General features: G+C 63.5%; 25 protein-coding genes, 1 other RNA gene and 1 pseudogene. 5 read left to right on the top strand and 22 right to left on the bottom strand.

Annotation, left to right across the window (positions count from 1 at the left end; all coding sequences use genetic code 11):
• Window positions 1–292: pseudogene (secA, locus tag Q8Q83_RS06470) on the bottom strand (preprotein translocase subunit SecA); the annotation flags it as partial.
• Window positions 293–552: 260 nt separating this feature from the next.
• The gene (locus tag Q8Q83_RS06465) at window positions 553–1479 is read right to left on the bottom strand and encodes a M23 family metallopeptidase (RefSeq protein ID WP_305622165.1); all 927 of its coding nucleotides are present in this window, start codon (window positions 1477–1479) and stop codon (window positions 553–555) included.
• Between the two features lie 82 nt (window positions 1480–1561).
• Between Q8Q83_RS06465 and Q8Q83_RS06460 the strand changes: the two genes are divergently transcribed.
• The gene (locus Q8Q83_RS06460; RefSeq protein ID WP_305622163.1) at window positions 1562–2014 is read left to right on the top strand and encodes a DUF721 domain-containing protein; all 453 of its coding nucleotides are present in this window, start codon (window positions 1562–1564) and stop codon (window positions 2012–2014) included.
• 138 nt (window positions 2015–2152) lie between these two features.
• On the opposite strand, the gene lpxC is transcribed toward Q8Q83_RS06460, so the two are convergent.
• The 18 genes from lpxC to rsmI all read right to left on the bottom strand — a co-directional run bounded on the left by lpxC (window position 2153) and on the right by rsmI (window position 21583).
• A complete protein-coding gene (gene lpxC / locus Q8Q83_RS06455) occupies window positions 2153–3064 on the bottom strand; it encodes a UDP-3-O-acyl-N-acetylglucosamine deacetylase (RefSeq protein ID WP_305622162.1) in 912 nt (303 codons plus the stop codon).
• A gap of 112 nt (window positions 3065–3176) precedes the next feature.
• Entirely contained in the window at window positions 3177–4367 is a 1191-nt protein-coding gene (gene ftsZ / locus Q8Q83_RS06450; protein ID WP_305622160.1) for a cell division protein FtsZ, read from the bottom strand.
• A gap of 43 nt (window positions 4368–4410) precedes the next feature.
• Window positions 4411–5658 (bottom strand): cell division protein FtsA, encoded by a 1248-nt coding sequence (gene ftsA, locus Q8Q83_RS06445; RefSeq protein ID WP_305622159.1) that lies wholly within the window; start codon window positions 5656–5658, stop codon window positions 4411–4413.
• A gap of 20 nt (window positions 5659–5678) precedes the next feature.
• Window positions 5679–6554: a cell division protein FtsQ/DivIB gene (locus Q8Q83_RS06440; protein WP_305622157.1), complete on the bottom strand. Its 876-nt coding sequence runs from the start codon at window positions 6552–6554 to the stop codon at window positions 5679–5681.
• Window positions 6555–6557: 3 nt separating this feature from the next.
• Window positions 6558–7508, bottom strand: coding sequence for a D-alanine--D-alanine ligase (locus tag Q8Q83_RS06435; RefSeq protein WP_305622155.1), 951 nt, complete (start codon window positions 7506–7508; stop codon window positions 6558–6560).
• Window positions 7505–8947 (bottom strand): UDP-N-acetylmuramate--L-alanine ligase, encoded by a 1443-nt coding sequence (murC, locus tag Q8Q83_RS06430; protein ID WP_305622170.1) that lies wholly within the window; start codon window positions 8945–8947, stop codon window positions 7505–7507. The genes Q8Q83_RS06435 and murC overlap by 4 nt, the downstream gene beginning before the upstream one ends.
• 34 nt (window positions 8948–8981) lie before the next feature.
• Window positions 8982–10052, bottom strand: coding sequence for an undecaprenyldiphospho-muramoylpentapeptide beta-N-acetylglucosaminyltransferase (gene murG / locus Q8Q83_RS06425; protein WP_305622153.1), 1071 nt, complete (start codon window positions 10050–10052; stop codon window positions 8982–8984).
• Window positions 10042–11268, bottom strand: coding sequence for a putative lipid II flippase FtsW (gene ftsW / locus Q8Q83_RS06420; RefSeq protein WP_305622152.1), 1227 nt, complete (start codon window positions 11266–11268; stop codon window positions 10042–10044). The genes murG and ftsW overlap by 11 nt, the downstream gene beginning before the upstream one ends.
• Complete coding sequence (gene murD, locus Q8Q83_RS06415; protein WP_305622151.1) at window positions 11268–12614, bottom strand: UDP-N-acetylmuramoyl-L-alanine--D-glutamate ligase; 1347 nt, start codon at window positions 12612–12614, stop codon at window positions 11268–11270. Before murD ends, ftsW begins: the two co-directional genes overlap by 1 nt.
• Before the next feature lie 7 nt (window positions 12615–12621).
• A complete protein-coding gene (mraY, locus tag Q8Q83_RS06410) occupies window positions 12622–13704 on the bottom strand; it encodes a phospho-N-acetylmuramoyl-pentapeptide-transferase (protein WP_305622149.1) in 1083 nt (360 codons plus the stop codon).
• Window positions 13704–15074 carry a UDP-N-acetylmuramoyl-tripeptide--D-alanyl-D-alanine ligase gene (gene murF / locus Q8Q83_RS06405; protein WP_305622148.1) on the bottom strand — a complete coding sequence of 457 codons (1371 nt, stop codon included), beginning with the start codon at window positions 15072–15074 and terminating at the stop codon, window positions 13704–13706. Before murF ends, mraY begins: the two co-directional genes overlap by 1 nt.
• Window positions 15067–16530: a UDP-N-acetylmuramoyl-L-alanyl-D-glutamate--2,6-diaminopimelate ligase gene (locus tag Q8Q83_RS06400; protein WP_305622146.1), complete on the bottom strand. Its 1464-nt coding sequence runs from the start codon at window positions 16528–16530 to the stop codon at window positions 15067–15069. The genes murF and Q8Q83_RS06400 overlap by 8 nt, the downstream gene beginning before the upstream one ends.
• Window positions 16530–18281, bottom strand: a complete 1752-nt coding sequence (locus Q8Q83_RS06395) for a penicillin-binding protein 2 (protein WP_305622145.1) — start codon at window positions 18279–18281, stop codon at window positions 16530–16532. Before Q8Q83_RS06395 ends, Q8Q83_RS06400 begins: the two co-directional genes overlap by 1 nt.
• Entirely contained in the window at window positions 18278–18571 is a 294-nt protein-coding gene (gene ftsL / locus Q8Q83_RS06390) for a cell division protein FtsL (RefSeq protein WP_305622143.1), read from the bottom strand. The genes Q8Q83_RS06395 and ftsL overlap by 4 nt, the downstream gene beginning before the upstream one ends.
• On the bottom strand, window positions 18568–19509 hold the full coding sequence (gene rsmH, locus Q8Q83_RS06385; protein ID WP_305622168.1) for a 16S rRNA (cytosine(1402)-N(4))-methyltransferase RsmH: 942 nt from the start codon (window positions 19507–19509) through the stop codon (window positions 18568–18570). Before rsmH ends, ftsL begins: the two co-directional genes overlap by 4 nt.
• Before the next feature lie 2 nt (window positions 19510–19511).
• Entirely contained in the window at window positions 19512–19967 is a 456-nt protein-coding gene (gene mraZ, locus Q8Q83_RS06380) for a division/cell wall cluster transcriptional repressor MraZ (protein WP_296129843.1), read from the bottom strand.
• Window positions 19968–20277: 310 nt separating this feature from the next.
• Window positions 20278–20636, bottom strand: an RNA gene (rnpB, locus tag Q8Q83_RS06375) — RNase P RNA component class A.
• A gap of 41 nt (window positions 20637–20677) precedes the next feature.
• Window positions 20678–21583, bottom strand: coding sequence for a 16S rRNA (cytidine(1402)-2'-O)-methyltransferase (rsmI, locus tag Q8Q83_RS06370; protein ID WP_305622139.1), 906 nt, complete (start codon window positions 21581–21583; stop codon window positions 20678–20680).
• A 359-nt stretch (window positions 21584–21942) separates the two neighbouring features.
• Here rsmI and Q8Q83_RS06365 point away from each other — a divergent pair, with 359 nt between their 5' ends.
• From Q8Q83_RS06365 to Q8Q83_RS06350, 4 genes are read left to right on the top strand one after another with little or no spacing between them, the layout of a single operon-like run.
• Window positions 21943–23754 carry a penicillin-binding protein activator gene (locus Q8Q83_RS06365; protein ID WP_305622166.1) on the top strand — a complete coding sequence of 604 codons (1812 nt, stop codon included), beginning with the start codon at window positions 21943–21945 and terminating at the stop codon, window positions 23752–23754.
• Window positions 23751–24125 (top strand): YraN family protein, encoded by a 375-nt coding sequence (locus tag Q8Q83_RS06360; RefSeq protein WP_305622137.1) that lies wholly within the window; start codon window positions 23751–23753, stop codon window positions 24123–24125. Before Q8Q83_RS06365 ends, Q8Q83_RS06360 begins: the two co-directional genes overlap by 4 nt.
• Before the next feature lie 30 nt (window positions 24126–24155).
• Window positions 24156–24749, top strand: coding sequence for a phosphoheptose isomerase (locus Q8Q83_RS06355; RefSeq protein WP_275960770.1), 594 nt, complete (start codon window positions 24156–24158; stop codon window positions 24747–24749).
• Window positions 24746–25279 (top strand): BON domain-containing protein, encoded by a 534-nt coding sequence (locus tag Q8Q83_RS06350; RefSeq protein ID WP_305622134.1) that lies wholly within the window; start codon window positions 24746–24748, stop codon window positions 25277–25279. Before Q8Q83_RS06355 ends, Q8Q83_RS06350 begins: the two co-directional genes overlap by 4 nt.
• A gap of 122 nt (window positions 25280–25401) precedes the next feature.
• Here the strand turns inward: Q8Q83_RS06350 and Q8Q83_RS06345 are convergent, their stop codons facing one another.
• The gene (locus Q8Q83_RS06345; protein WP_305622133.1) at window positions 25402–25815 is read right to left on the bottom strand and encodes a ClpXP protease specificity-enhancing factor; all 414 of its coding nucleotides are present in this window, start codon (window positions 25813–25815) and stop codon (window positions 25402–25404) included.
• A gap of 215 nt (window positions 25816–26030) precedes the next feature.
• Window positions 26031–26648 carry a glutathione S-transferase N-terminal domain-containing protein gene (locus Q8Q83_RS06340; protein WP_305622131.1) on the bottom strand — a complete coding sequence of 206 codons (618 nt, stop codon included), beginning with the start codon at window positions 26646–26648 and terminating at the stop codon, window positions 26031–26033.
• Window positions 26649–26771 lie beyond the last annotated feature (123 nt).

Raw genomic sequence — 26771 nt, 5'->3', positions numbered from 1 at the left:
TGCCTTCGTGCAAGGTCATGCCGCCGATCAACTGCACGTCGAAGTGGCGCATGCCCATCACCCGCTTGCCGGCCTCGCGGGCTACGGCAAAGGCCTCGGGAAGCAACTGGTCGAGGGTTTCGCCTTGCGCCAGACGGGCCTTGAACTCGTCGGTCTTGGCACGCAGTTGCTCATCGGAGAGCGCGAGCATTTGCTCCTCGAGCGCATTGACGTCCTGTACCGTCTTGAGCATGCGTTTCACTTCACGCTCGTTCTTGCTTCCAAAGAGTTTCTTCAACAAAGGCGCAAACATATCGACAGGATCTTCCAGGCGTATGGATTGGGGGCGGCTTAAAAACGACCCAGGCAGCCTGCATGGCTGCGTGCGAAGGGGCATTCTACCCGGAAAAGCCGTTGAGGAAAGCGGCGTTATCAGACCGTTTAAAAATGTTACGAGCGACGGCTAGGCAAGGCGAAGTCGGCCGAAAAAGCGCAATGTACGAGTTGTACATGAGCATTTTGAGGCTGACTTCAACGCTGCATAGCCGAGCGCAGTAGTTTTTAAACGGCCGGTTATTCGGCGTCGCTGACTCGCGCTATATAGCTCGCCGGATTGACCACGCGGTCATTCTTGCTCACCTCGAAGTGCACATGGTTACCGCTGGCGCGCCCCGTGCGCCCGACCTTGGCGATGGTCTGGCCACGCTGCACCAAGTCGCCGATCTGCACCACATTGCTTCGATTGTGGGCATAGAGGGTGACATAACCGTCGGCATGACTGATTTCAACGGTATTGCCGTAGCCTGACTTAGTGCCGGAGAAGGTCACCACTCCGGCGGCTACCGCCACGACATCACTGCCGGCTTTGGCCGCGAAGTCGACGCCCTTGTGCTGTGTGCTGCGCCCGGTCAAGGGGTGGACGCGACGGCCGAACGGCGAGGACATATAGCCTTGCCGCACCGGCATGCCGGACAGGTACTCGGCCTCGCTCAGACGGCGCTCGCTGATCAGCTGTTCGAGCTCTTCCAGCAGTTGCTCGCGACTGTCCAGGCGCAGGCTCAGCTGATCCAGTTCATCCATAAAGGGCGGCGGGGCATAGGCCGCGTCACCCAGGCTATCTTCCGCGCCGCCCTGACCGACATTGAGGGAGAAGTCGAACTCATCGGCATCCAGATCCGCCAACTCGGTCAGCCGCGCGCCCAAGGCGTCGAGGCGCGTCAGGCGCGCCTGCAACTCGGCGACATGCACGGCGAAGGCGTCCAGTTGCAGCTGCGCATCACGGCGCACGGCCCCGACTTCGGCGCGCTGCTGATCCAGGGCCTGAGTGATATGCGCCTCACCATTAGGGTCGCTCAGCGATGGCGCCCACCAGGCGCCAACAGCCGCACCGCTGACCCCGGCGGCACAGAGCAAGAGCAACAGCGCCAGCAGCAGCCAGCGCATATCCAGACTGAGCGAACGCGCGGCACCTTGGTGCCGACTGAGCAAAATGATCTGCAAGGCTTTCCCCTTAGTGGTGGAACCCCAGTCGGCAGCAGGGATTCTGCTACCATGGCGGCTCCACTCTCCCAGGCGTCCTGCCATGACATTTCGTCCTTTGCCGGCTAAAGCGACCGCCGCGCTGATGCGCGAAGTGAAGCCCCTGAAAGCCCTGTTCAGCCAGGCGCAACGCCTCGACCATCTCCAGCACTTAGTGGAAAGCCAGCTGCAACCTGCGGCCCGCGAACACTGCCATGTAGCGTCCTGGCGCGAGGGCTGCTTATTGCTTATCGTCACCGATGGCCACTGGGCCACCCGTTTGCGTTATCAACAACGACGCCTGCTGAAACAGCTGCAAGCCCTCGAAGAGTTCGCGACCTTAACCAAGATACTGTTCAAGGTGCAACCTCCGACTGCCGAAAGGCGTAGCCCCGGTCGCACCATCAGCCTGTCCAGCAGTGCCGCGGAAAGCATCCAGGCCACCGCCGATGGCATCTCCGACCCCAAGCTGCGCGCCGCCCTGGAGCGCCTGGCCAGACACGGCAAGGCTGACTAAAAAGCAGGCAAAAAATGATCGGGAATCATTTTTAACGTCGCGCAGCGACGGCCCGAAGGGTGGCCGCCAGGGATGGCAGGCCATAAAAAAGAGGCCACCCTAGGGTGGCCTCTAAAAGTAAAGAAGGAGGGTATTGCGTTACACGGCCGCAACCGGGCGCATGTAAGAGATTGGCGCAGTATTGGGGTCGTCGAAGGTGACGACTTCCCAGGCATCGGTCTGCTCTATCAAGGTGCGTAGCAGCAGATTATTCAAGGCATGCCCCGATTTGAAGCCTTTGAACTCGCCGATCAGGCTATTGCCCAGCAGGTAGAGATCGCCGATGGCATCGAGAATCTTGTGTTTGACGAACTCGTCCTCGTAACGCAGGCCGTCTTCGTTCAACACGCGGTGCTCGTCCACTACGATGGCGTTGTCCACGCTGCCGCCGAGTGCCAGGTTCTGCGAACGGAGGAACTCGATGTCGCGCATAAAGCCAAAAGTGCGTGCCCGGCTGACTTCCTTGACAAAGGAAGTGCTGGAGAAATCCACACTGGCCGACTGGGTGCGATTGCGGAATGCCGGGTGATCGAAATCAATCTCGAAGGTCACCTTGAACCCCTCGAAGGGCACGAAGGTGGCGCGCTTGTCGCCCTCTTCGACTGTCACTTCGCGGATGATGCGGATGAACTTCTTGTGGGCATCCTGCTCTTGCAAACCAGCGGATTGAATCAGGAATACAAAGGGCCCGGCGCTGCCATCCATGATCGGCACTTCGGACGCGGAGAGCTCGACGTAGGCGTTATCGATGCCCAGGCCAGCCATGGCCGAAAGCAGGTGCTCTACCGTATCCACCTTGACATCACCATTGACCAGAGTGGTCGACATGGTGGTTTCACCAACATTGCCTGCACGCGCGGGAATTTCCACGACAGGATCCAGGTCGGTACGACGGAACACGATACCGGTGTCCACGGGTGCCGGCTTCAGGGTCAGGTATACCTTTTCCCCGGAATGCAGGCCGACGCCGGTGGCGCGGATGATGTTCTTCAGGGTGCGTTGTCTGATCATGGCTTTGGCCGCTATAGCACTAGTTGCGAATAGTTTTCAACAATGGCCGGCGATGATAGCAGAACCGGCCTTTGCTGAACACCAATCACCCCAATACTCCTGATACATTCCATCAATCAGCCTGACGACGCAGAAAGGCCGGAATATCCAGGTAGTCCAGGTCATCCTGCGGATTCAGCTTGGCCGCAGTGGCCGCGCCGCCGTGGCTTTGACGCTGAACGGTAGGACGCTCGTAGTCCTTGTAGTTGACGCTTTGCTCGCCGCGCGCCGACGCTGCGGCGGCATGCGAGCCGTTGCTGGCAGTCACTTGCACGGTGTTGTCGATGACCTTGACCGGCTTCTCGATACGCGCACCCAGGCCAGTGGCGACCACTGTCACGTGCAGCTCGTCGCGCATATCCGGATCGATCACTGTGCCCACTTTGACGGTGGCGTGCTCGGAGGCGAACTGCTCGATGATGTTACCCACGTCGGAGTACTCACCCAGGGACAGGTCAGGACCGGCGGTGATATTCACCAGGATGCCGCGCGCGCCTTGCAGGTTGACGTCTTCCAGCAGCGGATTGCGGATCGCCGCTTCGGTGGCTTCACGGGCGCGGTTCGGACCACTGGCGCAACCGGTGCCCATCATCGCCATGCCCATTTCGCTCATCACGGTTTTCACGTCGGCGAAGTCGACGTTGATCATGCCCGGACGTTTGATGATGTCGGAGATACCGCGCACGGCACCGGCCAGCACATCGTCGGCCTTGGCGAAGGCGGACAGCAGGCTGGCGTCCTTGCCGAGGATGGTCAGCAGCTTCTCGTTGGGGATGGTGATCAGCGAATCGACGCTTTCCGACAGCGCGCGAATGCCTTCTTCGGCAATCAGCATGCGCTTGCGGCCTTCGAAGGGGAACGGACGGGTCACCACCGCAACGGTGAGAATGCCCATTTCCTTGGCCACTTGGGCGATTACCGGCGCTGCACCGGTACCGGTACCACCGCCCATGCCGGTGGTGATAAAGACCATATCGGTGCCTTGCAGCACTTCGGCGATACGCTCGCGGTCTTCCATCGCCGCCTGACGGCCGACTTCCGGGTTGGCGCCCGCGCCCAGGCCTTTGGTCACGCCAGTGCCGAGTTGCAGCACGGTACGCGCACCGATGTTTTTCAGTGCTTGGGCATCGGTGTTGGCGCAGATGAACTCGACGCCTTCGATGTTGTTTTTCGCCATGTGGTTGACTGCGTTACCGCCGCCGCCGCCCACGCCTATGACCTTGATAACCGCACTTTGTGGAGCGCTGTCTACGAGTTCAAACATTTTGCCTCTCCTTTACTTTCTAGTTATAACGCCTACTGCAAAATCAGAAATTGCCCTGGACCCAGCGTTTCAGCCGCTCCAGTACAGGTTGTTTGGGTTCATCGCTGTAGTTGCCGATGGCAGACATGGAGATGCCGTCGGTCTGCTTCTGCAGCCCGTACATAAGCAGGCCCACGCTTGTGGAATAGATGGGGTTACGCACTACGTCGGCCAATCCTTTGACACTGTGGGGCACGCCCAGGCGTACCGGCATATGGAAAATCTCTTCGGCCAGCTCGACGGCTCCTTCCATCTTGGCTGTACCGCCGGTGAGGACTATCCCGGCCGGGATCAGGTCCTCGTAGCCGCTGCGCCGCAGTTCAGCCTGGATCAGGGTGAACAGCTCGTCGTAACGCGGCTCGACCACTTCGGCCAATGACTGACGCGACAGGTCGCGTGGCGGACGATCGCCGACGCTCGGCACCTTGATGGTCTCGCCGGCGCCGGCCAGCTTGGCCAGCGCGCAAGCATAACGAATCTTGATCTCTTCGGCATACTGGGTCGGCGTGCGCAGGGCCATGGCGATGTCGTTGGTGACCTGGTCGCCGGCAATCGGGATCACCGCGGTATGGCGGATCGCACCTTCGGTGAAGATGCAGATGTCGGTGGTACCGCCGCCGATATCCACCAGGCACACGCCCAGCTCCTTCTCGTCGTCGGTAAGCACCGCATAAGCGGATGCCAGCTGCTCGAGAATGATGTCGTCGACTTCCAGGCCGCAGCGACGCACGCACTTCTCGATGTTCTGCGCCGCGTTCACCGCGCAGGTCACCACGTGCACCTTGGCTTCCAGGCGCACGCCGGACATGCCCAGGGGCTCGCGCACGCCTTCCTGGTTATCGATCACATAGTCCTGCGGCAGGGTGTGCAGCACCCGCTGATCGGCCGGGATGGCCACGGCCTGGGCGGCATCCAGCACCCGATCGAGGTCCGCCGGGCTGACTTCGCGATCGCGGATGGCGACTATGCCGTGGCTGTTGAGGCTGCGGATATGGTTGCCGGCCACGCCGACGAAGGCCGAGTGGATACGGCAACCGGCCATCAGTTGGGCTTCCTCGATGGCGCGCTGGATCGATTGCACGGTGGACTCGATATTCACCACCACGCCTTTCTTCAGGCCGCGGGACGGATGAGTGCCGATGCCGACGATTTCCAGCTGACCATCCGCATTGACCTCACCCACCAGCGCCACCACCTTGGAGGTGCCAATGTCGAGGCCGACTATCATCTTGCCGCTCTGCACGTTTGCCATGAGTCTTGTCTTCTCCTGATTCACTGCACGACAGCGGTTTGCGCCGCCGTGGGCGCGACCGGCTCACGCCACGCCACGGCCAGGCCGTTGGCGTAACGCAGATCGATCCGCGCGATATTCGTTTGTTGCTCTTTCAAGGCCTTGTCGTAGATGGCCGTGAAGCGCCGCATTTTTTCCACCAGGTGGTCGCGTCCCAGCAGCAGCTCGATGCCCTGCCCGGTGGAGAGAAACCAGCTGCCGCGTTCACGCAATTCCAGGCGCGACACGGAAAAACCCATGGGCCGCAGCATCTGGCTGAGTACCTGGTATTGCTGCATCACCTGCTGCTGCGCCCGCTGAGGGCCATAGAGCTGCGGCAGGTGTTGGTAATTCGCCAGTTCCTGCGGCGCGAACGCCTGACCCTGGTTGTTCAGCAGCGCCTCATCGCCCCAGCGGGCAATCGGCAGTTGTTCTTCCAGGCGCACCACCAGCTGGTCCGGCCATACGCGGCGCACCTGGGCGCTGGCGATCCAGGGCATCAGTTCCAGCTCGCGGCGCATGCTCAGCAGGTCGACACCGAAAAAGCTCGCCGCGGCATAGGGCTCGATGCGCTGCTGCACGGCCTGCTGATTGATGTAACTCAGATCGCCTTCCACGCTGATCTTGGCAATCGGCTGGTCGGCATAGGGCAACGCCCGCAACGACAAGTCGTAAGCGCCGTAACCCAGTGCGAGCAACAACAGCGGCCAGCTGATGCGTTTCAGCCAGGCGCCTATCCCAGTAAGACGGGCCTTGGGCAGATGTGCCCGCAGATTGATCGGCTCCTTGGCCACCAGACGGCTGGCGCCGCGCTGCGCAGGCTTGCCGCGCACGGGGGCGCGGGCAGAACCTGGCTGGTGACGAAGGGTGGCGACCATGGCTTAACCCCGCGCCTCGAGACTGTCGGCGAGGATCGCCAACACCAGTTGCTGGAAATCCAGGCCGGCGGCACGGGCGGCCATCGGCACCAGGCTGTGATCGGTCATGCCTGGCACTGTGTTGACTTCCAGCAGCCAGAACTTGCCATCCGCATCCTGCATCACATCGGCACGGGCCCAGCCCTGGGTGCCAACCGCTTCGCAAGCGCGCGCGGTGAGGTCTTTCAGCTCGGCTTCCTTGGCTGCGTCCAGGCCGCAGGGAATGCGGTACTGGGTGTCATTGGCCAGATACTTGGCGTCGTAGTCGTAGAAGCTGTGCGGGGTACCCAGGCCAATAGGCGGCAGCACCTGGCCGCGCAACATGGCGATGGTGTACTCCGGGCCATGGATCCACTGCTCGACCAGCACCTGGGAGTCATAGCGGCTGGCGTCCTGCCAGGCGGCAATCAGCTCATCCAGGCTGGCGACCTTGGCCATGCCGATGCTGGAGCCTTCATGGGCCGGCTTGACGATCAGCGGAAAGCCCAGCTCGGCGGCAGCCGCTTCGCAGTCGTCCCGTGAGGCCAGCACCGCATGCCGTGGCGTCGGCAGGCCGAGGCTCTGCCAGACCTGCTTGGTACGCAGCTTGTCCATGGCCAATGCCGAAGCCAGGATGCCGCTGCCGGTGTAGGGGATGCCGGCGCACTCGAGCAGGCCCTGCATGCTGCCGTCTTCACCGCCACGGCCGTGCAGCACGATAAAGGCGCGGTCGATCTTTTCGCTGGTCAGGCGCTGCAGCAGGTCATCGCCGGCGTCTATGCCGAAGGCATCCACGCCAGCGCTTTGCAGGGCTTGCAGCACGGCATTGCCGGACTTCAGCGAGACTTCGCGCTCGGCGCTCTTGCCGCCGAACAGCACGGCGACGCGACCGAAGGCGCCGACCGGGAATGGGGAGTTCAAATTAACGGCACTCATTTCGACTCCTCTTTCAGCTCGCCGTCCGGCTCCTCTTTCAACTCGGCGGCCGCCGCGAACAGCGGGCTGTGCAACAGTTGCGGGGCCAGGCCGCCGATATCGCCGGCACCCTGGCACAGCAGGATGTCGCCGGCACGCAGCAGCGGCTTGACGATGGGCGCCAGGTCCACGCCGCGCTCGATATAGATGGGGTCCAGTTGGCCGCGCTGACGGATGCTGTGGCACAGGTGGCGGCTGTCGGCACCGGGGATCGGCTCTTCGCCGGCCGGGTAGACCTCCATCAACAGCAGCACCTTGGCGTCGCCCAGCACCTGGACGAAATCGTCGTAGAGGTCGCGGGTGCGGCTGAAACGGTGCGGCTGATAGACCATCACCAGACGGCGCTCCGGCCAACCGCCACGCACCGCCTTGATCACCGCGGCGACTTCGCGCGGGTGGTGACCGTAGTCGTCGACCAGCATCACGCTGCCGCCGTCCACCGGCAGCTCGCCGTACACCTGGAAGCGCCGGCCCACGCCCTGGAAGCCCGACAGCCCCTGGACTATGGCCTCGTCGCTGATGCCTTCGTCGCTGGCGATGGCGATGGTGGCCAGGGCGTTCAATACGTTGTGGTTGCCCGGCATATTCACCGACACATCCAGCGGCTCGCGCTCACGGCGCAGCACGGTGAAGAAGGTCTGCATGCCCTGCTGACGCACATTGATCGCGCGTACGTCGGCGCCTTCATCGAAACCGTAGGTGACGGTCGGGCGGCCGATCTGCGGGAGTATCTCGCGCACCACCGGATCGTCCACGCAGACCACGGCCAGGCCGTAGAACGGCAGGTTGTGCAGGAACTCGACGAAGGTTTTCTTCAACTTGTTGAAGTCGCCTTCGTAGGTGCTCATATGGTCCATGTCGATATTGGTGACCACCGAGACCATCGGCTGCAGATGCAGGAAGCTGGCATCGCTCTCGTCCGCCTCGGCGATCAGGTAACGGCTGCTACCGAGCTGGGCATTGGTGCCCGCGGCGTTCAGGCGGCCGCCAATCACGAAGGTCGGGTCCAGGCCGCCGGCGGCGAATACCGAGGCCAGCAGGCTGGTGGTAGTGGTCTTGCCATGGGTGCCAGCCACGGCGATGCCGTGGCGATAGCGCATCAGCTCGGCGAGCATCTCGGCCCGCGGCACCACCGGGATACGCCGCTCCAGGGCGGTGGCGACTTCCGGGTTGGCGGTATTGATGGCGCTAGACACCACCAACACATCGGCCTGTTCGACGTTCTCGGCGTGGTGGCCGATAAATATCTGCGCACCGAAGTTCTGCAGGCGTTCGGTAACGGCCGAGGCCTTCAGATCGGAACCTGAGACTTCGTAGCCGAGGTTGAGCAGCACTTCGGCGATGCCGCACATGCCGGCGCCGCCGATGCCGACGAAATGGATACGGCGGATGCGGCGCATGCGGCGGATTTCCGAGCGTGCGGCAGCGGGAGACTTAGCCACGAGCCACCTCCAGGCAGATATCGACAACGGTGCGGGTTGCATCGGGTTTGGCCAGGCTACGAGCGGTGCCGGCCATCTCTTTCAATCGTTCGGGATGCATCAAAACCTCGGTCAGCTGCGCGGCCAACATGGCGGCGTCAGTGGAGCCTTGCGGCAGAAGGACGGCGGCGCCCTCCTTGGCCAGATAAGCGGCATTGCGCGTCTGGTGGTCGTCGATCGCATGGGGCAGCGGCACCAGGAACGACGGCAGACCGGCGGCGGCCAGCTCGCTGATGGTCAGGGCGCCGGCGCGGCACACCACCAGATCGGCCCAGGCATAGGCGCGGGCCATGTCCTTGATAAAGGGCACGACCTGCGCTTCGACGCCAACCGCGCCATAGCGTTCCGCAGTAATGCCATCGTGTTGCTTGCCGGCCTGATGGAACAACTGCGGACGCAGCTCGCTCGGCACCAGGGCCAGAGCCTCGGGCAACAGCTTGTTGAGCGGCTCGGCACCCAGGCTGCCGCCCAGAATCAGCAGCCGCGGCTGGCGCTTGCGCAGCGAATCACGCGGGGTTTCCAGGAACAGCTCTTCGCGCACCGGATTGCCGGTGGTGCGACGCTTGGCGCTGCCGGCGAAGGTATTCGGGAAGGCCTCGCAGACGCGGCTGGCGAACGGCACCAGGCTGCGGTTGGCGGTGCCGGCCACGGCGTTCTGCTCGTGGATGATCAGCGGCGCGCCACTCATTTTTGCGGCCAGGCCGCCGGGGCCGGTGACATAGCCGCCCATGCCGAGCACGCACACCGGCTCGAGTTCACGCATGATCTTGCGCGCCTGGAACAGGGCCCTGAGCAGCTGGAACGGCGCCTTGAGCAAGGCCAGCTTGCCCTTGCCACGCAGGCCGCTAACGCCGATCAGGTGCAGCGGCAAACCGGCGGCCGGGACCAATTCATTCTCGATGCCGCGCGGCGTGCCCAGCCAATGCACGCTGTAGCCGCGCGCCTTGAATTCCTTGGCGCAGGCCAGGGCCGGGAACACATGCCCGCCGGTGCCGCCGGCCATGATCAGCACATTACCGCGCATGCCGGGCCTCCTCGGTGCCATGTCCTTCGAAGAAATCCGACTCGGTGAAATCGACCTGATCGCTGCCGAGCTGGGTACGCCGTTCCCACTCGATACGCAGCAGCAGGGCCAGGCTGACACAGCAGATCACCAGGGAGCTGCCGCCGTAGCTGAGGAATGGCAGGGTCAGGCCTTTGGTCGGCAGCAGGCCGACGTTCACCCCGATATTGATCAGCACCTGGCCGATCCACAGAAAGGACAGGCCGTAGGCCACATAGGCGGCGAAGAACTGCTTGGCCTTCTCCGCCCACAGACCGATATACAAAGCGCGCACGCTGACAAACACGAACAGCCCGACTGTGATCAGCGCGCCGAGCATGCCCAGTTCTTCGGCCAGCACGGCGAAGACGAAGTCGGTGTGGGCTTCCGGCAGGTAGAACTGCTTCTGGATGCTGTTGCCCAGGCCGACGCCGAACCATTCACCGCGGCCGAAGGCGATCAGCGCCTGGCTCAGCTGGTAGCCATCGCCAAACTGTTCGGCCCAGGGATCGAGGAAGTTGGTCAGGCGCTTCATGCGATAGGCCTGGCTGGTCATCACCAACCCACCCAACGCCAGCACCCCGGCAACCAGCGGGATAAAGCGCAACAGGTTGATGCCGCCGAGGAACAGCATGGCGATGCACGAACCGACCAGCACCACGGTGGCGCCGAAGTCCGGTTCGGCCAGCAGCAGCACGGCGATCGGGCCGAGCACCAGCATCGGCTTGATAAAGCCGGTGAGCTTCTCGCGCACTTCCTCCTGGCGGCGTACCAGGTAGCCGGCGATAAACATCACGGTGAACAGCTTGGCCAGTTCCGACGGCTGCAGGTTGAACAGGCCGAAACCTATCCAGCGCTTGGCGCCGTTGACCTCACGACCGATGCCCGGCAGCAGCACCAGGATCAGCAGAACGAAGGCGAGCAGCAGCAGGGTGCCGCTGAAACGCTGCCACAGCGCCATCGGCACCAGCAGGGTGATAAACCCGGCGGCAAAACCTATGACCAGGTAAATCAGGTGGCGAATCATGTGGTACAGCGGGTTGCCGGACAGCGCAGCGGCCACTTCCGAGGAGGCCGAGGTGATCATCACCAGCCCCAGGCCGAGCAACGCCAGGCAACCGGCCAGCAGCGGGAAGTCCAGGTCGATGCCCCGACTGGTATGCAGTGGCGAAGGTGCGGCGAGCAGGCGCGCGAGCATCAGTGCAAGCCCTCCACTGCCTGGGCGAACAGGCGCCCGCGCTCTTCGAAGTTCTTGAACATGTCCAGGCTCGCGCAGGCCGGCGACAGCAGCACGGCATCGCCCGCCTCGGCCAATTCGGCCGCGCGCTGCACGGCTTCGTCCAGGGTCTTGACCCGGATCAGCGGCACGGCATCGCCTATGGCGGCGGCCAGCAGCTCGGCATCGCGACCGAGCAGCACCACGGCGCGGCAGAATTTGCCGACCGGATTTTTCAGTGCGGAGAAATCGGCGCCCTTGCCGTCGCCACCGGCGATCAGCACCAGCTTGCCCGGGATATCCGCACCCAGGCCTTCGATGGCGGCCAGGGCGGCGCCGACGTTGGTGGCCTTGGAGTCGTCGTAATAGCTCACATCATCATGCTCACCGACCCACTGGCAGCGGTGCGGCAAGCCGGCGAAGCTACGCAGGGTCTGCAACATAGCCTCGAACGGCAGGCCCACGGCGTGGCCCAGAGCCAGGGCCGCCAGGGCGTTGGACTGGTTGTGCGCGCCGCGAATCTTCAGTTCGCGCACCGGAAGCAGCGCGGCGAACTGGTAACCCAGGCACTTCTCGCCGCTTTCCTCGAGCAGGCCGAAACGCTTGAAGTCCGGCTTGCCCAAGCCGAAGAACCAGCACGGCAGCTGGTCGGCCACCAGCGGCCGCGACAGCGCGTCGTCGCGATTCACCACCACCTGACGGGCGCCGCGGAAGATGCGGTGCTTGGCCAGGTGATAGGCCTGCAGATCGGCGTAGCGATCCATATGGTCTTCGCTGATATTCAGGCAGGTCGCCACTTCGGCATTCAGCTGCTCGGTGGTTTCCAGCTGGAAGCTCGACAGTTCCAGCACATACAGCTCGATCTCGTCGCTCAGCAGGTCCAGCGCCGGGGTGCCCAGGTTGCCGCCCACCGCCACCTTCTTGCCCGCCGCCGCGGCCATCTCGCCGACCAAGGTGGTGACTGTGCTCTTGGCGTTGGAGCCGGTGATGGCGACTATCGGCGCCTTGGCATAACGGGCGAACAGTTCGATATCGCCGGACAGCTTGACCCCGCGCGCGGCGGCGGCCTGCAGCGCCGGGGTGGCGATGGCCAGGCCGGGGCTGATCAGCAGCTCGCTGGCGCGGCAGAGGAAGTCCACGTCCAGCTCGCCGCAACGCACTTCCACCTGCGGGAACTGCTCACGCAAGGTGCTCAGCTCCGGCGGGTTGGCACGGGTGTCGACCACGGCAAAGGGCAGGCCCTGGCGCGCCAGGAAGCGCACCAGGGACATGCCGCTCTTGCCGAGACCGACAACGATGCGGAAGTGGTCAGAAGCGATCAGGCTCATGTTTTCCTCAACGCAGTTTCAAGGTGGCAAGGCCGATCAGCACCAGAATCACGGTGATGATCCAGAAACGTACTATCACCCGCGGCTCGGGCCAGCCTTTGAGTTCGAAGTGGTGGTGAATCGGCGCCATGCGGAACACGCGCTTGCCGGTCAACTTGAAGGAGGCGACCTGAATGATCACCGACAGGGTCTCCATGACGAACACCCCGCCCATGATGAACAGCACCACTTCCTGACGCACTATCACGGCGATGGCGCCCAGGGCAGCACCCAGGGCCAGCGCGCCGACGTCGCCCATAAAGACCTGGGCCGGGTAGGTGTTGAACCAGAGAAAGCCCAGGCCGGCGCCGACCAGCGCGGCGCAGAATACGATCAGCTCACCCGCTCCCGGCACGTAGGGAATAAACAGGTACTCGGCGAACTTCACGTTGCCCGACAGGTAGCAGAAGATCCCCAGCGCGCCGCCGACCATCACGGTGGGCAGAATCGCCAGGCCATCCAGGCCATCGGTGAGGTTCACCGCGTTGCTCGAACCGACGATGACGAAATAGGTCAGCACCACGAAGCCCAGGCCCAGTTCGAGGCTGAAGCCCTTGAGCATCGGCAGGATCAGGGTGGTCTCCACCGGGCTCTGCGCCGTCATAAAGAGGAAGAAGGCCGCGCCCAGGCCGAACACCGATTGCCAGAAGTACTTCCAGCGGCTCGGCAGGCCCTTGGAGTTCTTCTCTATCACCTTGCGGTAGTCGTCGACCCAGCCGATGGCGCCGAACAGCAGGGTCACGGCCAGCACCACCCACACGTAGCGGTTGGACAGGTCGGCCCAGAGCAGGGTGCTGACGGTGATGGCGGAAAGAATCAGCGCGCCGCCCATGGTCGGCGTGCCTTTCTTCGACAGGTGCGACTGCGGACCGTCGTTGCGCACCGACTGGCCGATCTGGCGGATCTGCAGGGTGCGGATCATCCAGGGGCCCAGCCACAACGACAGGGCCAGCGCGGTCAGAACGCCCAAGATGCCGCGCAGTGTCAGGTACTGGAACACTGCGAAACCCTTGTGGAACTGTTGCAGGTATTCGGCCAGCAGCAGCAACATTAGTGAATCTCCCCGGCTGTGCCACAGAGCGCCGCCACGACTTTTTCCATCGCGGCGCTGCGTGAACCTTTAATTAAAAGGGTGGTGTCGCCCGGCTCGGCGCCAAGCGCGGCAATCAGGCTGGCTTGGTCGGCGAAGTGCCGGCCATTTGCGCCAAATTCGGCAACCGCGTGAGCCATCAACGGGCCCACCGCATAGAGGGCGCAGACCTTGCCGGCGGCATAGCGGCCGACTTCGCGGTGGCCCTGCTCGGCCCAGCTGCCCAGCTCGCCCATATCGCCGAGCACCAGCACTGTGCGCCCGGAGAACCCGGCGAGGATATCCACGGCGGCGCACATGGAGGCCGGATTGGCGTTGTAACTGTCATCTATCACCCGCATGCCGTTCGCCGCGAGCTGCGCGACGGCGCGGCCCTTGACCGGCTGCAGGCTTTCCAGCCCGGCCTGGATAGCCAGCAGCGACACACCCAGGGCCTGGGCGGCGGCGGCGGCAGCCAGGGCGTTGGCCACATTGTGTTCGCCGAGCAGGTTGAGCTGGATGCGCACCTGGCCGGCCGCGCACTGCAGGGTAAAGGCCAAACAACCGCGGGCATCGCGGGCCAGGTCGGTGGCATGGAAATCTGCCGCTGGGTTGCTCAGGGCGAAGCTCAGCACCTGACTGCCAGCCGCCAGCTGCTGCCAGGTGGCGAAGGCGCGGTCGTCCAGATTGAGCACGGCCACGCCGCCGCCCCCCAGGCCTTCGAGGATTTCGCCCTTGGCCTGGACTATCTTTTCCGGGCCGCCGAACTCGCCGACATGGGCGGTACCGGCGTTATTGATGATGGCCACCTGGGGCCTGGTCAGGCTGACGGTGTAGGCAATCTCGCCGACATGGTTGGCGCCCAACTCGATCACCGCGCCGACATGCTCGGGGGCCAGCCCCAGCAGGGTCAGCGGTGCGCCGAGGTCGTTATTCAGGTTGCCGCGAGTCGCCAGCACCGGGCCATGCAGACCGGCGCGCAGGATGCTGGCGAGCATTTCCTTGACCGTGGTCTTGCCGCTGGAACCGGTAATAGCCACCAGCGGTGCACTAAATGCCTGACGATTCAGCGCGCCCAGCTGGCCCAAGGCCAGACGGCTATCGCCGACCAGCAGTTGCGGCAGCGGCGCGTCCGCCACTTCACGCTCGACCAGTGCGGCCACAGCACCTTTTGCAGCCACCTCGGCCAGGTAATCGTGACCGTCGAAACGCGGGCCGGTCAGGGCGACAAACAGCTGGCCCGGTTGAATGGCCCGGCTGTCGCTGCTGACGGCGTCGAACGCCACATCCGCGCCTATCACCCGGGCGTTCAGCGGCGCGGCCACTTCGCTCAAACGCAGCGCCTTAAGCATGGGCCACCTGCCAGACGGCCAGGGCCTTGGCGGCCTCGACCAGATCGGAGAAGGGCTGGCGCTCGCCGTTGATTTCCTGGTAGTCCTCATGGCCCTTGCCGGCCAGCACCAGCACGTCATCGGCGCTGGCGGCGGCGATCATCTGGGCAATCGCCTGGCCGCGGCCGTGGACGAATTGCACGCGTTCCGGGCTAGTGAAGCCGGCGCGGATATCGCGGAACATCTGCTCGGGCGCTTCGGTGCGCGGGTTGTCGTCGGTCACCAGCACGCCATCGGCCAGGCGCTCGACCACCGCGGCCATCAGCGGACGCTTGCCGCTGTCACGATCGCCGCCGCAGCCGAACAGGCACAGCAGGCGACCTTTGGCATGGGGGCGCAGGGCTTCCAGGACTTTTTCCAGGGCATCCGGGGTGTGCGCGTAATCGACCACCACCAGCGGTTGCTTGACGCCGCCCAGGCGCTGCATGCGGCCGATCGGCCCCTGCAATTGCGGCAGCAACTTGAGGATTTCGTCCAGCGGGTAGTCCATGCCCAGCAGGGTGCCGACCACGGCCAGCAGGTTGCTCAGGTTGAAACGCCCGAGCAGCGAGCTGCGCAGGCTGCCTTCGCCGCGCGGGGTGACCAGGGTGGCGCGCACGCCCTGCTCGTCGAAATGGGCTTCGCGGCAATACAGATAGGCGCTGGCGTCCTCCAGGCTGTAACTGATCAGACGGGACTCCTGCTCAACCGCCGCCAGCTCGCGACCATAGGCATCATCCAGATTCAGCACCCGGCAGCGCAGGCTCGGCTTGTTGAACAGCATGGCCTTGGCCTCGGCATAGGCCTGCATCGAACCGTGATAGTCCAGGTGGTCGCGCGACAGGTTGGTGAACACCGCCACGTCGAAGGCCAGAGCCGTGACGCGGCCCTGGTGCAAGCCATGGGACGACACTTCCATGGCCACCGCGCGGGCGCCGGCATTCTTCATATCGGCCAGGGTGGCCTGCACGCCAATAGGGTCGGGCGGGGTGTGGCGGCCCAGGGCCAGAGCGTTATAGAATCCGTTGCCGAGGGTGCCGACGAAGCCGCAACGCTCGCCCAGCAGGTCCAGGGCCTGAGCCAGCAACTGGCTGACGCTGGTCTTGCCGTTGGTGCCGGTGATGCCGATCAGGTGCAGGCCCCGGCTCGGTTCGCCATAGAAGCGCCCGGCGATGGCCGACAGCTGCCCGGCCAAGCCCTTGAGCGCCACCAGCTCGGCGCTGCTGGCGGTCATCATGGTGGCACCCTCGGCCTCATAGGCCACCGCGGCGGCACCCCGGGCAATCGCGTCGCTGATATGCACGCGGCCATCCTGCTGGGTGCCGGGCACCGCCAGAAACAGGTCGCCCGGACGCACCTTGCGGCTGTCCAGGGTCAATTCGCGAATCAGTACGGAGGTACGCGCTTGCGGCAACAGTTGATTGAGCGGCATGGGCATCAGATTCGCCCTCCCTTGCTAGCGCCAGCATTAGCGGTTTGCGGCATGGCGGCTGGCGGATCGACCGGCAGCGGCACGTTATCCGGGGTGATGTTCATCAGTCGCAGCGAGCCGGCCATCACCTTGCTGAACACCGGCGCAGAAACCAGCCCCCCGAAGTAGCCAGCCTTGCTCGGTTCGTCGATCACCACCACCAGGGCGATGCGCGGGTTGCCGCTCGGCCCGAAGCCGGCGAACAGCGAACGGTAGGCGTTAGCCGTGTAACCCTTGGTACCGACACTGGCCTTACGCGCGGTGCCGCTCTTGCCGGAGACGTGGTAGCCCGGCACCTGGGCACGGAACACGCCGCGCGGCGCCTCTATCACTTGCTGCAGCATGCCCTGCATGGTCTTGGCGACGTCCTCGGGCAGCACCTGGGCCCCTTCTGGCTGGCCATCCACGCGGGTCATCGACAGGGGCTGGAGCTTGCCGTTGTTGGCCAGGGTCGCGTAGGCGTGGGCCAACTGGATGGCGGTGACCGACAAGCCATAACCGTACGACAGGGTAGCGGTCTCGGCCTGGCGCCATTCACGGTGACTCGGCAGCGCGCCGACCCGCTCACCGGGGAAGCCCAGGCCAGTGTCCTGGCCAAAGCCCAGATTGCCCATCAGGTCATGAATGACTTCGCCACCTATATCGAAGGCGATCTTGCTCATGCCGACGTTGCTGGAATTGATCAGGATGCCGGTCAGGTCCAGGGTGCGCCCTTCGGTCTTGGACACATCCTTGATGGTGTAGCGCCCGATGCGCAACGAACCCGGCCAGACGTCCACCGTATCGCTCGGCTTCCAGCGCCCACTTTGCAGGGCGGCACTCATCGACAAGGGTTTGACCGTCGAACCCGGCTCGAACACATCGATCATGGCGCGGTTGCGCATGGCCGCTGGCTGCAGATTGCGCCTATTGTTCGGGTTGTAGGTCGGCTGGTTGACCATGGCCAGCACTTCGCCGGTCTTCACGTCGACCATCACCAGGCTGCCGGCCTTGGCGCCGTTCTCGATCAGCGCCTTGCGCAGCTCGCGGTGAGCCAGGTACTGCAGGCGTAGATCAATCGACAGCGCCAAGGCCTTGCCGGCCTTGGCGTTCTGCGCGACCTGGACATCCTTGATCAGCCGACCACGGCGATCCTTGAGTACCTGGCGCTTGCCCGGCACGCCGGCCAGCCAGTCCTCGAACGCCAGCTCCATGCCTTCGCGACCGCGATCATCGATATCGGTAAAGCCCACCACATGGGCGGCCACCTCACCGGCCGGGTAGAAGCGGCGGAACTCTTCGATGGCGTACACGCCGGGCACTTTCAGGTCGAGAATGCGCTGCCCCTGCTCGGGCGTCAGGCCGCGCACCAGGTACATAAATTCACGCCCGGCATTGGCCTGCAGGCGCACGCCGAAGGCTTTCGGCTCTTGCCCCAAGGCCGCAGCCAGCTCGCCCCACTTGGCCTTGCCGTTCTGCAGTTCCTTGCCATTGGCCCACAGGGTGGTCACCGGCGTGCTGACGGCCAGCGGCTCGCCATTGCGGTCGGTGATCAAGCCGCGGTGCGCCGGAATCGGGATATGCCGCACGCTGCGGGCATCGCCATGGGCCTGCAGAAAGCTCTGGTCGAACACCTGCAGATCGACAATGCGCCAGGCAATTGCGCCGACCATCAGCGCCAACAGCAGCAACACCAGGCGAAAACGCCAGGGATAGAGGGCGCCCTCGAGGCCGATCATGGCGCCACCATCCGCACTTCGGCGGCGTCCGGGGTACGCATGCTCAGGCTCTCAGCGGCCAGGGCCTCGATACGATTGTGGGCGGTCCAGGTGCTCTGCTCGAGAATCAGCCGGCCCCACTCCGCCTGCGCCTTGTCGCGCACGCTCAGTTCGGCGTACAGCTCGTTGAGCAACTGGCGATTCCAATGGGCGCTGTAGGACACCGCCACGGCCGACACCAGCACACAGACAAACAGCAGCAGCATCAGCAGGCTGCCGCCGGGCAAGGGCTTGGCGAAAAGCCGGTTCATCGCAGCTTCTCTGCAACGCGCATGACCGCGCTACGCGAACGCGGATTGGCCTTGAGCTCGGCCTCGCCGGCGAACTGCGGCTTGCCGAGCAGTTTCAGGCGCGGCTCGAAGGCTTTCGGGATGATTGGCAGATCCCGCGGCAGCTTGTCCTGCTCGCCCTTGGCGTGTTTGCGCATAAAGAGTTTGACGATGCGGTCTTCCAGCGAGTGGAAGCTGATCACCACCAGCCGGCCGCCGACCTCGAGGCTTTCCAGGGCGGCATCCAGGCCGCGCTCGAGATCGCCCAGTTCGTTATTGATATGAATGCGCAGCCCTTGGAAGGCGCGGGTGGCGGGATTCTTGCCCTTTTCCCAGGCCGGGTTGGCCACGGTCAGCACCTGGGCCAGATCGGCGGTGCGCTCGAACGGCTGCTCGGCGCGGCGCAGCACCACGGCACGGGCCATGCGCTTGGCGAAACGCTCTTCGCCGTATTCCTTGAAGACCCGGGCGATCTCCTCTTCGCTGGCGCTGGCGATAAATGCCGCGGCGCTGACGCCAGCGTGCGGATTCATGCGCATATCCAGCGGGCCGTCATTAAGGAAGCTGAAACCCCGCTCGGCGTCGTCCAGTTGCGGCGAGGACACGCCCAGATCCAGCAGGATGCCGCTGACCTTGCCGACCAGGCCGCGGGCAGCCGCCTCTTCGCCGAGCTCGGCAAAACTGCGCTGTACAACGACAAAGCGGCCGTCTTCGGCCGCCAGCGTATTTCCCGTCGCAATCGCCAGGGGATCTTTGTCGAACCCCAGCAAGCGACCGTCTGGCCCGAGCTTTTCCAGTATCAGCCGGCTGTGCCCGCCGCGGCCGAAGGTGCCATCCAGATAGCAGCCGTCGGCGCGCACCGCCAGCCCCTCGACAGCCTCGTCGAGCAGCACGGTGATATGGCGAAAGTTGCTGGCAATAGTCACAGGATCAGGTCCCGCAGTTCGTCGGACAACGCACCCGGTTGCTTGATGGCGGCCAAGTCGGCATCCGCCACGGCATTCCAGGCATCCTCATCCCACAATTGAAATTTATTGAGTTGGCCAACCAGCATCGCGCGCTTATCCAGCTTGGCGTACTCGCGCAAACGCGGCGGCACCAGGAAACGGCCACTGGCATCCAGCTCGAGGTCGACCGCATTGCCGATCAGCAGACGTTGCAGGCGGCGGTTTTCCTCACGAAAGGAGGCCAGCTCACGCAATTTGGCTTCGATCAGTTCCCACTCGGCCAGTGGGTAGACACACAGACAGGGGTCGATGGCGTCGATGGTGACGATAAGCTGGCCGGCACAACGCGAAACGAGCTCATCCCGATACCGACTCGGCATCGCTAGGCGCCCTTTGGCGTCGAGACTGATGGCGTTAGCTCCGCGAAACACGACTGCGCTTCCCCTTTTATTAGCTATCCGTGCCTAAAAAACCCACTTCATGCCACTTCTTACCACTCGCGCACACTATAGGAACGCACGCCCCCCACCGTCAAGGCGCGCCAAGAGGGAAAAACCCTTACAGATCGGCAATTTAGCGAACTAAGGCGGGGTAAAAACACAGTATTAGGCGGGGGTTTGCGGGATAAAAATCAGCGGCAACAGCAAGCTGAACTTCGAACTTAAAGTAGTTTGTTAAGAGTAAGATTTTTTTGGTATTAGAAAGGCGGAGGGCTAAAGGTCTAACGGCTGTAGCGAAGAGGTGGAGAGTCGATCTGTAAGCCGGGTTCTGTCGAGGACAGTCATTCCTCTACGACGTACATCACTGCACGTCTTTAGCAACCTACCCGGTTCCAGCGCGGGCCACGCCAATGGAACCCTATTTGGTCTTGCTCCGAGTGGGGTTTACCTAGCCACGGACTGTTGCCAGCCGTGCGGTGCGCTCTTACCGCACCTTTTCACCCTTACCGGCACCGAAGCGCTTAGGCGGTTATTTTCTGTGGCACTTTCCGTAGGCTCACGCCCCCCAGGCATTACCTGGCACTCCGCCCTATGGAGCCCGGACTTTCCTCCCCCGCATTCCGCAGAACGAAACACGGCAGCGACTGTCCGATCGACTCTCCACCGCCAAGGTTAACGGCAGCGGCCACATAGAACAAGGCTTAAGCGTCTTTCTGCCGCTCCAGCGCCACCTGATAGAGCAAGTTCTTGCGCACCCCGGTGATCTCCGCCGCCAGCGCCGCCGCACGCTTGAGCGGCATTTCCACCAGCAACAGATCGAGCACGCGCAAGGCCTCGGCGCTAACCGCCGCCTCGCCTTCGGGCGCATCCCAGCCCGCCACCAGCACCACGCACTCGCCGCGCTGTTGATTACTGTCCGCCGCCACCCAGGCCGCCAGCTCGGCCAGCGGCAGGCCCTTGAGCGTCTCGAAGGTCTTAGTGATTTCCCGGGCGAGCAAGGCCGGCCGCGCATCACCGAACACCGCCTGCATGTCTTCCAGGCACTCGAGGATGCGATGCGGCGCCTCATAGAAGATCAGGGTGCGCGGTTCTTCCTTTACCTGCTCCAGGCGCGCGCGACGCCCCGCACTCTTGGCCGGCAGGAAGCCCTCGAAGATAAAGCGGTCGGACGGCAAGCCCGCAGCCGACAGGGCCGCAATCAAGGCACAGGCACCCGGCACCGGCACCACCGCCACTCCCGCGGCACGCGCCTGGCGCACCAGGTGATAGCCCGGATCGGAGATCAGCGGCGTGCCGGCATCGGAAATCAACGCCACGTCCTCGCCGGCCTGCAGGCGCGCGAGAAAACGCCCGCCCTGGTCACGTTCGTTATGCTCATGGCAGGCCGCCAGCGGCGTGCCTATGCCGAAGTGTTGCATCAGGCGCGCCGAGTGACGGGTATCTTCCGCCGCGATCAGGGCGACACTGCGCAGGATATGCAGCGCCCGCGCACTGATGTCGTCCAGGTTACCAATAGGCGTGGCCACCACATAAAGCGTGCCGCAGATGGGATTCGGAGCAGCGGATGTGGTCACAACACAGGCCTCGTCAATCAACAAAGCGCGCATTGTAGCCCGTTTAGAACCTACTCACGATTTCAGCGAGCGAAGGTCAGGCAAGGTACAACGCAGCGAAGCGGAGTAACAGCCGAAGGCTGGCCCGCAGGGCGAGCATCGCGAGTCAAAATGACTAAGGATGCGGAGTTTACGAGCTGTAAATGAGCAGTACTCGCTCCGCTCGCCCTACGGACCGCGCTAAAGCGCGTTAGCAGCAAACTGCTTGCCGAAGCCATTTTTAACACAGCATCACCGAGCGCAGCAGATCGTGAACAGGTTCCTGGCCTTCGACATCGCGCCGCTGGCTAGGCTTGGGTACAATTCACCGCTCATTTGATCAAGTATCAGGAACGCCCTACATGCTCACCCGCCTGATCGCCTGCCTGCGCCCGTTTTCCGCCCTCTGCCTCGCCGGCCTGCTCGCCGCCTGCGCCAGCACGCCCTCCTCGAACCTGGGCGAACTGCCGCGCACACCCCAAGCCAGCATCGAGCAACTGCTGCAACAAGCCGGCGACAGTCAATCCGAGCAAGCCGAGTTGCTGCGCCTGGCCGCCGCCGACCTGGCCTACCGCCAGAACGCCCCTGGCCGCGCAATCAGCATCCTCGAACAGGTGCAACTGCAAAGCCTGAAACCGGCCCAGCAGATCTTCGCCAGCACCCTGCGCGCCGAGCTGGAGATGCTTCGCGGCAAACCCAAGGCGGCGCTGCAGGCGATCGGCCACCCTAGCCTGGAACGCCTCGGTGAACTGCCGGTCGAGCAGCAAGTGCGCAGCCAACTGGTGCGCGCCAATGCCCTGCAAGCCGACGGACAAAGCCTGGCGGCCGCTCGCGAGCGGGCCTTTATCGCCCCCCTGCTCAGCGGCGAAAGCGCCAAACACAACCACGAAGCCATCTGGACGCTGGTCTCCAGCCTGCCTCTGACGGAGCTGCAAGCCAGCGGCGATAGCGACCTGAATGGTTGGCTGGAACTGGCCCGCGTATCCAAGAGCGCCGGCACCCTGGAGCAACAGCAAAGTGCCATCGACAACTGGCTGGCGCAAAACCCCGAACACCCCGCGGCCCTGCAACTGCCTGCACCCCTGGTCGAACTGAAGCAGCTGGCCAGTCAATCGCTCAGCGAAATCGCCCTGCTGCTGCCCCAGGACGGCCAACTGGCCAGCGTGGCGCGAGCGCTGCGCGATGGCTTCCTGGCCGCCCACTACCAGGCCCAACAAGCCGGACAGAATCCGCCGAATATCCAGCTGTTCGACAGCTCGCGGATCGGCTCCCTGGACGAGTTCTACCGCCAGGCGCAAGCCTCTGGCGTGCAACTGGTGATAGGCCCACTGGAAAAGCCTCTGGTCAGCCAACTCAACAGCCGCGAACAACTGCCCATCACCACCCTGGCCTTGAACTACAGCGAAAACGCCCAGGAAGGCCCGCCACAACTCTTTCAATTTGGCCTGGCCGCCGAAGATGAAGCCCGTGAAGTGGCGCGCCGCGCCTGGGCCGACGGCATGCGCCGCGCCGTGGCCCTGGTCCCCCGTGGCGACTGGGGCGACCGCGTGCTCGCCGCCTTCCGCCAGAGCTGGCAAGCCCAGGGCGGTACCCTGATCGCCGCCGAGCATGTCGACCAGCCGGTCGAACTGGCGCAACAGATCGCCGACCTGTTCCAGCTGCGGCAAAGTGAAGCCCGCGGCAAACGCCTGCAGAACACCCTGGGCAGCGCAGTGGCCACCGCCCCGTCGCGGCGCCGCGATGTCGATTTCATCTTCCTCGCCGCCACCCCGCAGCAAGCCCAGCAGATCAAGCCGACCCTGGCCTTCCAATACGCCGGCGACGTCCCGGTGTACGCCACCTCGCACCTGTTCACCGGCACCTACAACCAGGCGCAGTACCTCGACCTGAACGGCATCATGTTCTGCGAAACCCCCTGGCTGCTGGACGCCAACGACCCGCTGCGCCAACAGGCCAGCAGCCAGTGGCCGCAAGCCAATGGCAGCCTGGGCCGCCTGTACGCAATGGGCGCCGACGCCTACCGCCTGGCGCCGCGCCTGAATCAACTCAAGGCCCTGCCCGACACCCGCATCGAAGGCCTGTCCGGCAGCCTCAGCCTGAATGCCGCGCAACGCATCCAACGCCAGCTGCCCTGGGCCGAATTCCGCGACGGCCAGGTCCAGCGCCTGCCCGACAGCGTCCATTGAGCGAGCGCATCAGCCCACAACAAAGTGGCAACGCCGCCGAGGCGCTGGCTCGCCAGCACCTCGAGCAGCAGGGCCTGCGCCTGCTGGCGCAAAACTGGCGTTGCCGCCTCGGCGAGCTCGATCTGGTCATGCTGGACGGCGATACAGTAGTATTCGTCGAGGTTCGCTATCGGCGTTATAGCGCCTGGGGCGGCGCAGCAGAGAGCGTGGATGCACGCAAACGTGAGAAACTCAGCCGCGCCGCACTGCATTTCCTGCAGCAAGAATCACGCTGGGCCAAGTACCCATGCCGTTTTGATGTGATTGCCATAAATGCCGACAGCCAAGTCCCCGCGCAACTGAACTGGATTCAAAACGCCTTTGATACCTGAACAGCAGCCACACTGAAGGTTCTATCTCCAATGGATATGCAAGCCCGCATTCGCCACCTGTTCCAAGCCAGCATTGAAACCAAGCAGCAGGCCATGGAAGTGCTCATCCCCTTTATCGAGCAAGGCAGCCTGGCCATGGTCCAGGCCCTGCTCAGCGAGGGCAAGATCCTCTCCTGCGGCAATGGCGGCTCAGCCGGCGACGCTCAGCACTTCTCGTCCGAGCTGCTCAACCGCTTCGAGCGCGAACGTCCGAGCCTGCCGGCTATCGCCCTGACCACCGACAGCTCGACCATCACCTCGATTGCCAACGATTACAGCTACAACGAGGTGTTCTCCAAGCAGATCCGCGCACTCGGCCAGCCAGGCGACGTGCTACTGGCGATCTCCACCAGCGGCAACTCGGCCAACGTGATCCAGGCCATCCAGGCGGCCCACGACCGCGAGATGACCGTAGTGGCCCTGACCGGCCGCGACGGCGGTGGCATGGCCTCCCTGCTGCTGCCCGAAGACGTGGAAATCCGCGTGCCCTCGAAAGTCACCGCGCGCATCCAGGAAGTCCACCTGCTGGCCATCCACTGCTTGTGCGACCTGATCGACAGCCAATTGTTTGGGAGTGAAGAATGAGCCGTTCACCACTGCTGCTTGCCGCCCTGGCCCTGACCCTCTCGCTTGCCGGCTGCGGCAATCGCAGCGTCGGCAACAAGATTGACGACCAATTTATTGCCCCCGAAGTCAGCGCCAATGTCGCCCGCGCGCATATCGACCTGACCAGCCCCACCTCGCACATAGTGGTCACCAGCTATAACGGCGTGGTGCTACTCGCCGGGCAGACCCCACGCAGCGACCTGAAAGGCATGGCCGAACAGGCGGCGCGCAAGGTCCTCAATGTCAGCACGGTGCACAACGAACTGCAGGTCCTGCAGCCCACCTCGCTGCTGGTGCGTAGCAACGATTCGCTGCTGACCAGCCGGATCAAGACCCAGATGCTCGCCGACGCGACAGTGCCCGGCTCACGCATCAAGGTGATCACCGAGAACGGCATCGTTTATATGCTCGGCCTGGTTTCGCGCGCTGAAGCCAATCAAGCCACCAACCTGGTGCAAAGCGTCTCGGGCGTGCAGAAAGTCGTGAAGCTGTTCCAGTACACCAACTGACTTTTTGCGCCTAACAAAAAGGCGATCCGAGGATCGCCTTTTTTGTGGCCCTCCATCCTTGGCGGCCACCCTTCGGGCCGTCGCTGCGCGACGTCAAAAATGGCTCCCTGCCATTTTTTATTTTACTTGACCACTTTCAAACTGGGCCGGCCACTGGGGCGTGGCGGCTCGCCATCAGGCGGCCCCTGATCATCGGGCCCGTCGAGCTCATCATCATCGGTCAGCGGCGGCTCCACATCGAAGACCATGCCCTGACCATTCTCCCGGGCATAGATCGCCAACACCGCCGCGGAGGGGATATACAGGCTCTGCGGCACACCACCGAAACGCCCCTCGAAACTGACCGCATCGTTATCCATATGCAGATGACGCACCGCGCTGGGCGAGACATTCAGCACTATCTGCCCATCACTGGCAAAGCCTGACGGCACTTGCACGCTGGCATACTCGGCATTGACCAGCAAATGCGGGGTGCAGTCGTTATCAACTATCCATTCGTAAAGAGCACGCACCAGATAAGGACGACTCGACTTCATCAACACCTCCTCAAGCTCTACTAAAGTCGCTTGAAAGCGCAGCGAGCGAAGGCTAGGCAAGGCGGCGTCAGGCGAGGAAGCGGAGTGTACAAGCTGTACATGAGCATTACTCGTTGCACTCACCCTACGGGCCGCGCTAAAGCGCGTTAGCCGCATGCGGCTTCCCGACCTGATACCAACACCACACAACCGAGCGCAGCAGCTTTCAACGAGCTTTAACGCATATCGCGTTCGACAGGGGACAGACTGGCCTGAAAGGCCTCACGGGCGAATTGCCGATCCATATAGTCGAGCAGAGGTTTGGCCGGTTTCGGCAACTCGATCCCCAGTATCGGCAGACGCCAGAGAATCGGCAGCAGACAGCAATCCACCAGACTCAACTCGTCGCTGAGAAAGAATGCCTTGTCGGCAAACAGGGGCGAGACGCCAGTCAGGCTCTCACGCAGTTCCTTGCGCGCCTGCACGCGTGCCGGCTCCTTGCTGCGCGAATCGAGGATCAGGTCGACCTGCGCGCACCAGTCACGCTGGATCCGATGGATCAGCAGACGGCTATTGGCCCTGGCCACCGGATAGACCGGCAACAGCGGCGGGTGCGGATAGCGCTCGTCCAGATATTCCATCACCACAGTCGACTCATACAGCGCCAGATCGCGATCGACCAGGGTCGGCAAGCTGGCATAGGGGTTAACCTCCAGCAGTCTCGCCGGATAACGGCCCTTTTCGACACTGATGATCTCGGCGCTGACACCCTTCTCGGCGAGCACAATGCGTACGCGGTGGGAATAGTGGTCGGCGGGGTCGGAGTAACAGGCCAACCGATTGGTCACGCCCATGGCGGTCCTCCTCGCTTATAAGGTTATGTGAAGCAGAAAGACCTGCGCGCCCAAAGAGGCGCGCAGGTCAAGAGCGGAGATGCACAGGTTTAATGCACGTCCTTCCAGTATTCGCGCTTGAGC

The sequence above is a fragment of the Pseudomonas sp. genome (genome assembly GCF_030696055.1).
Taxonomy (GTDB): Bacteria; Pseudomonadota; Gammaproteobacteria; order Pseudomonadales; family Pseudomonadaceae; genus Aquipseudomonas.
The sequence above is the reverse complement of the archived record's forward strand: the minus strand, read 5'-3'. Positions and strand labels throughout refer to the sequence as shown.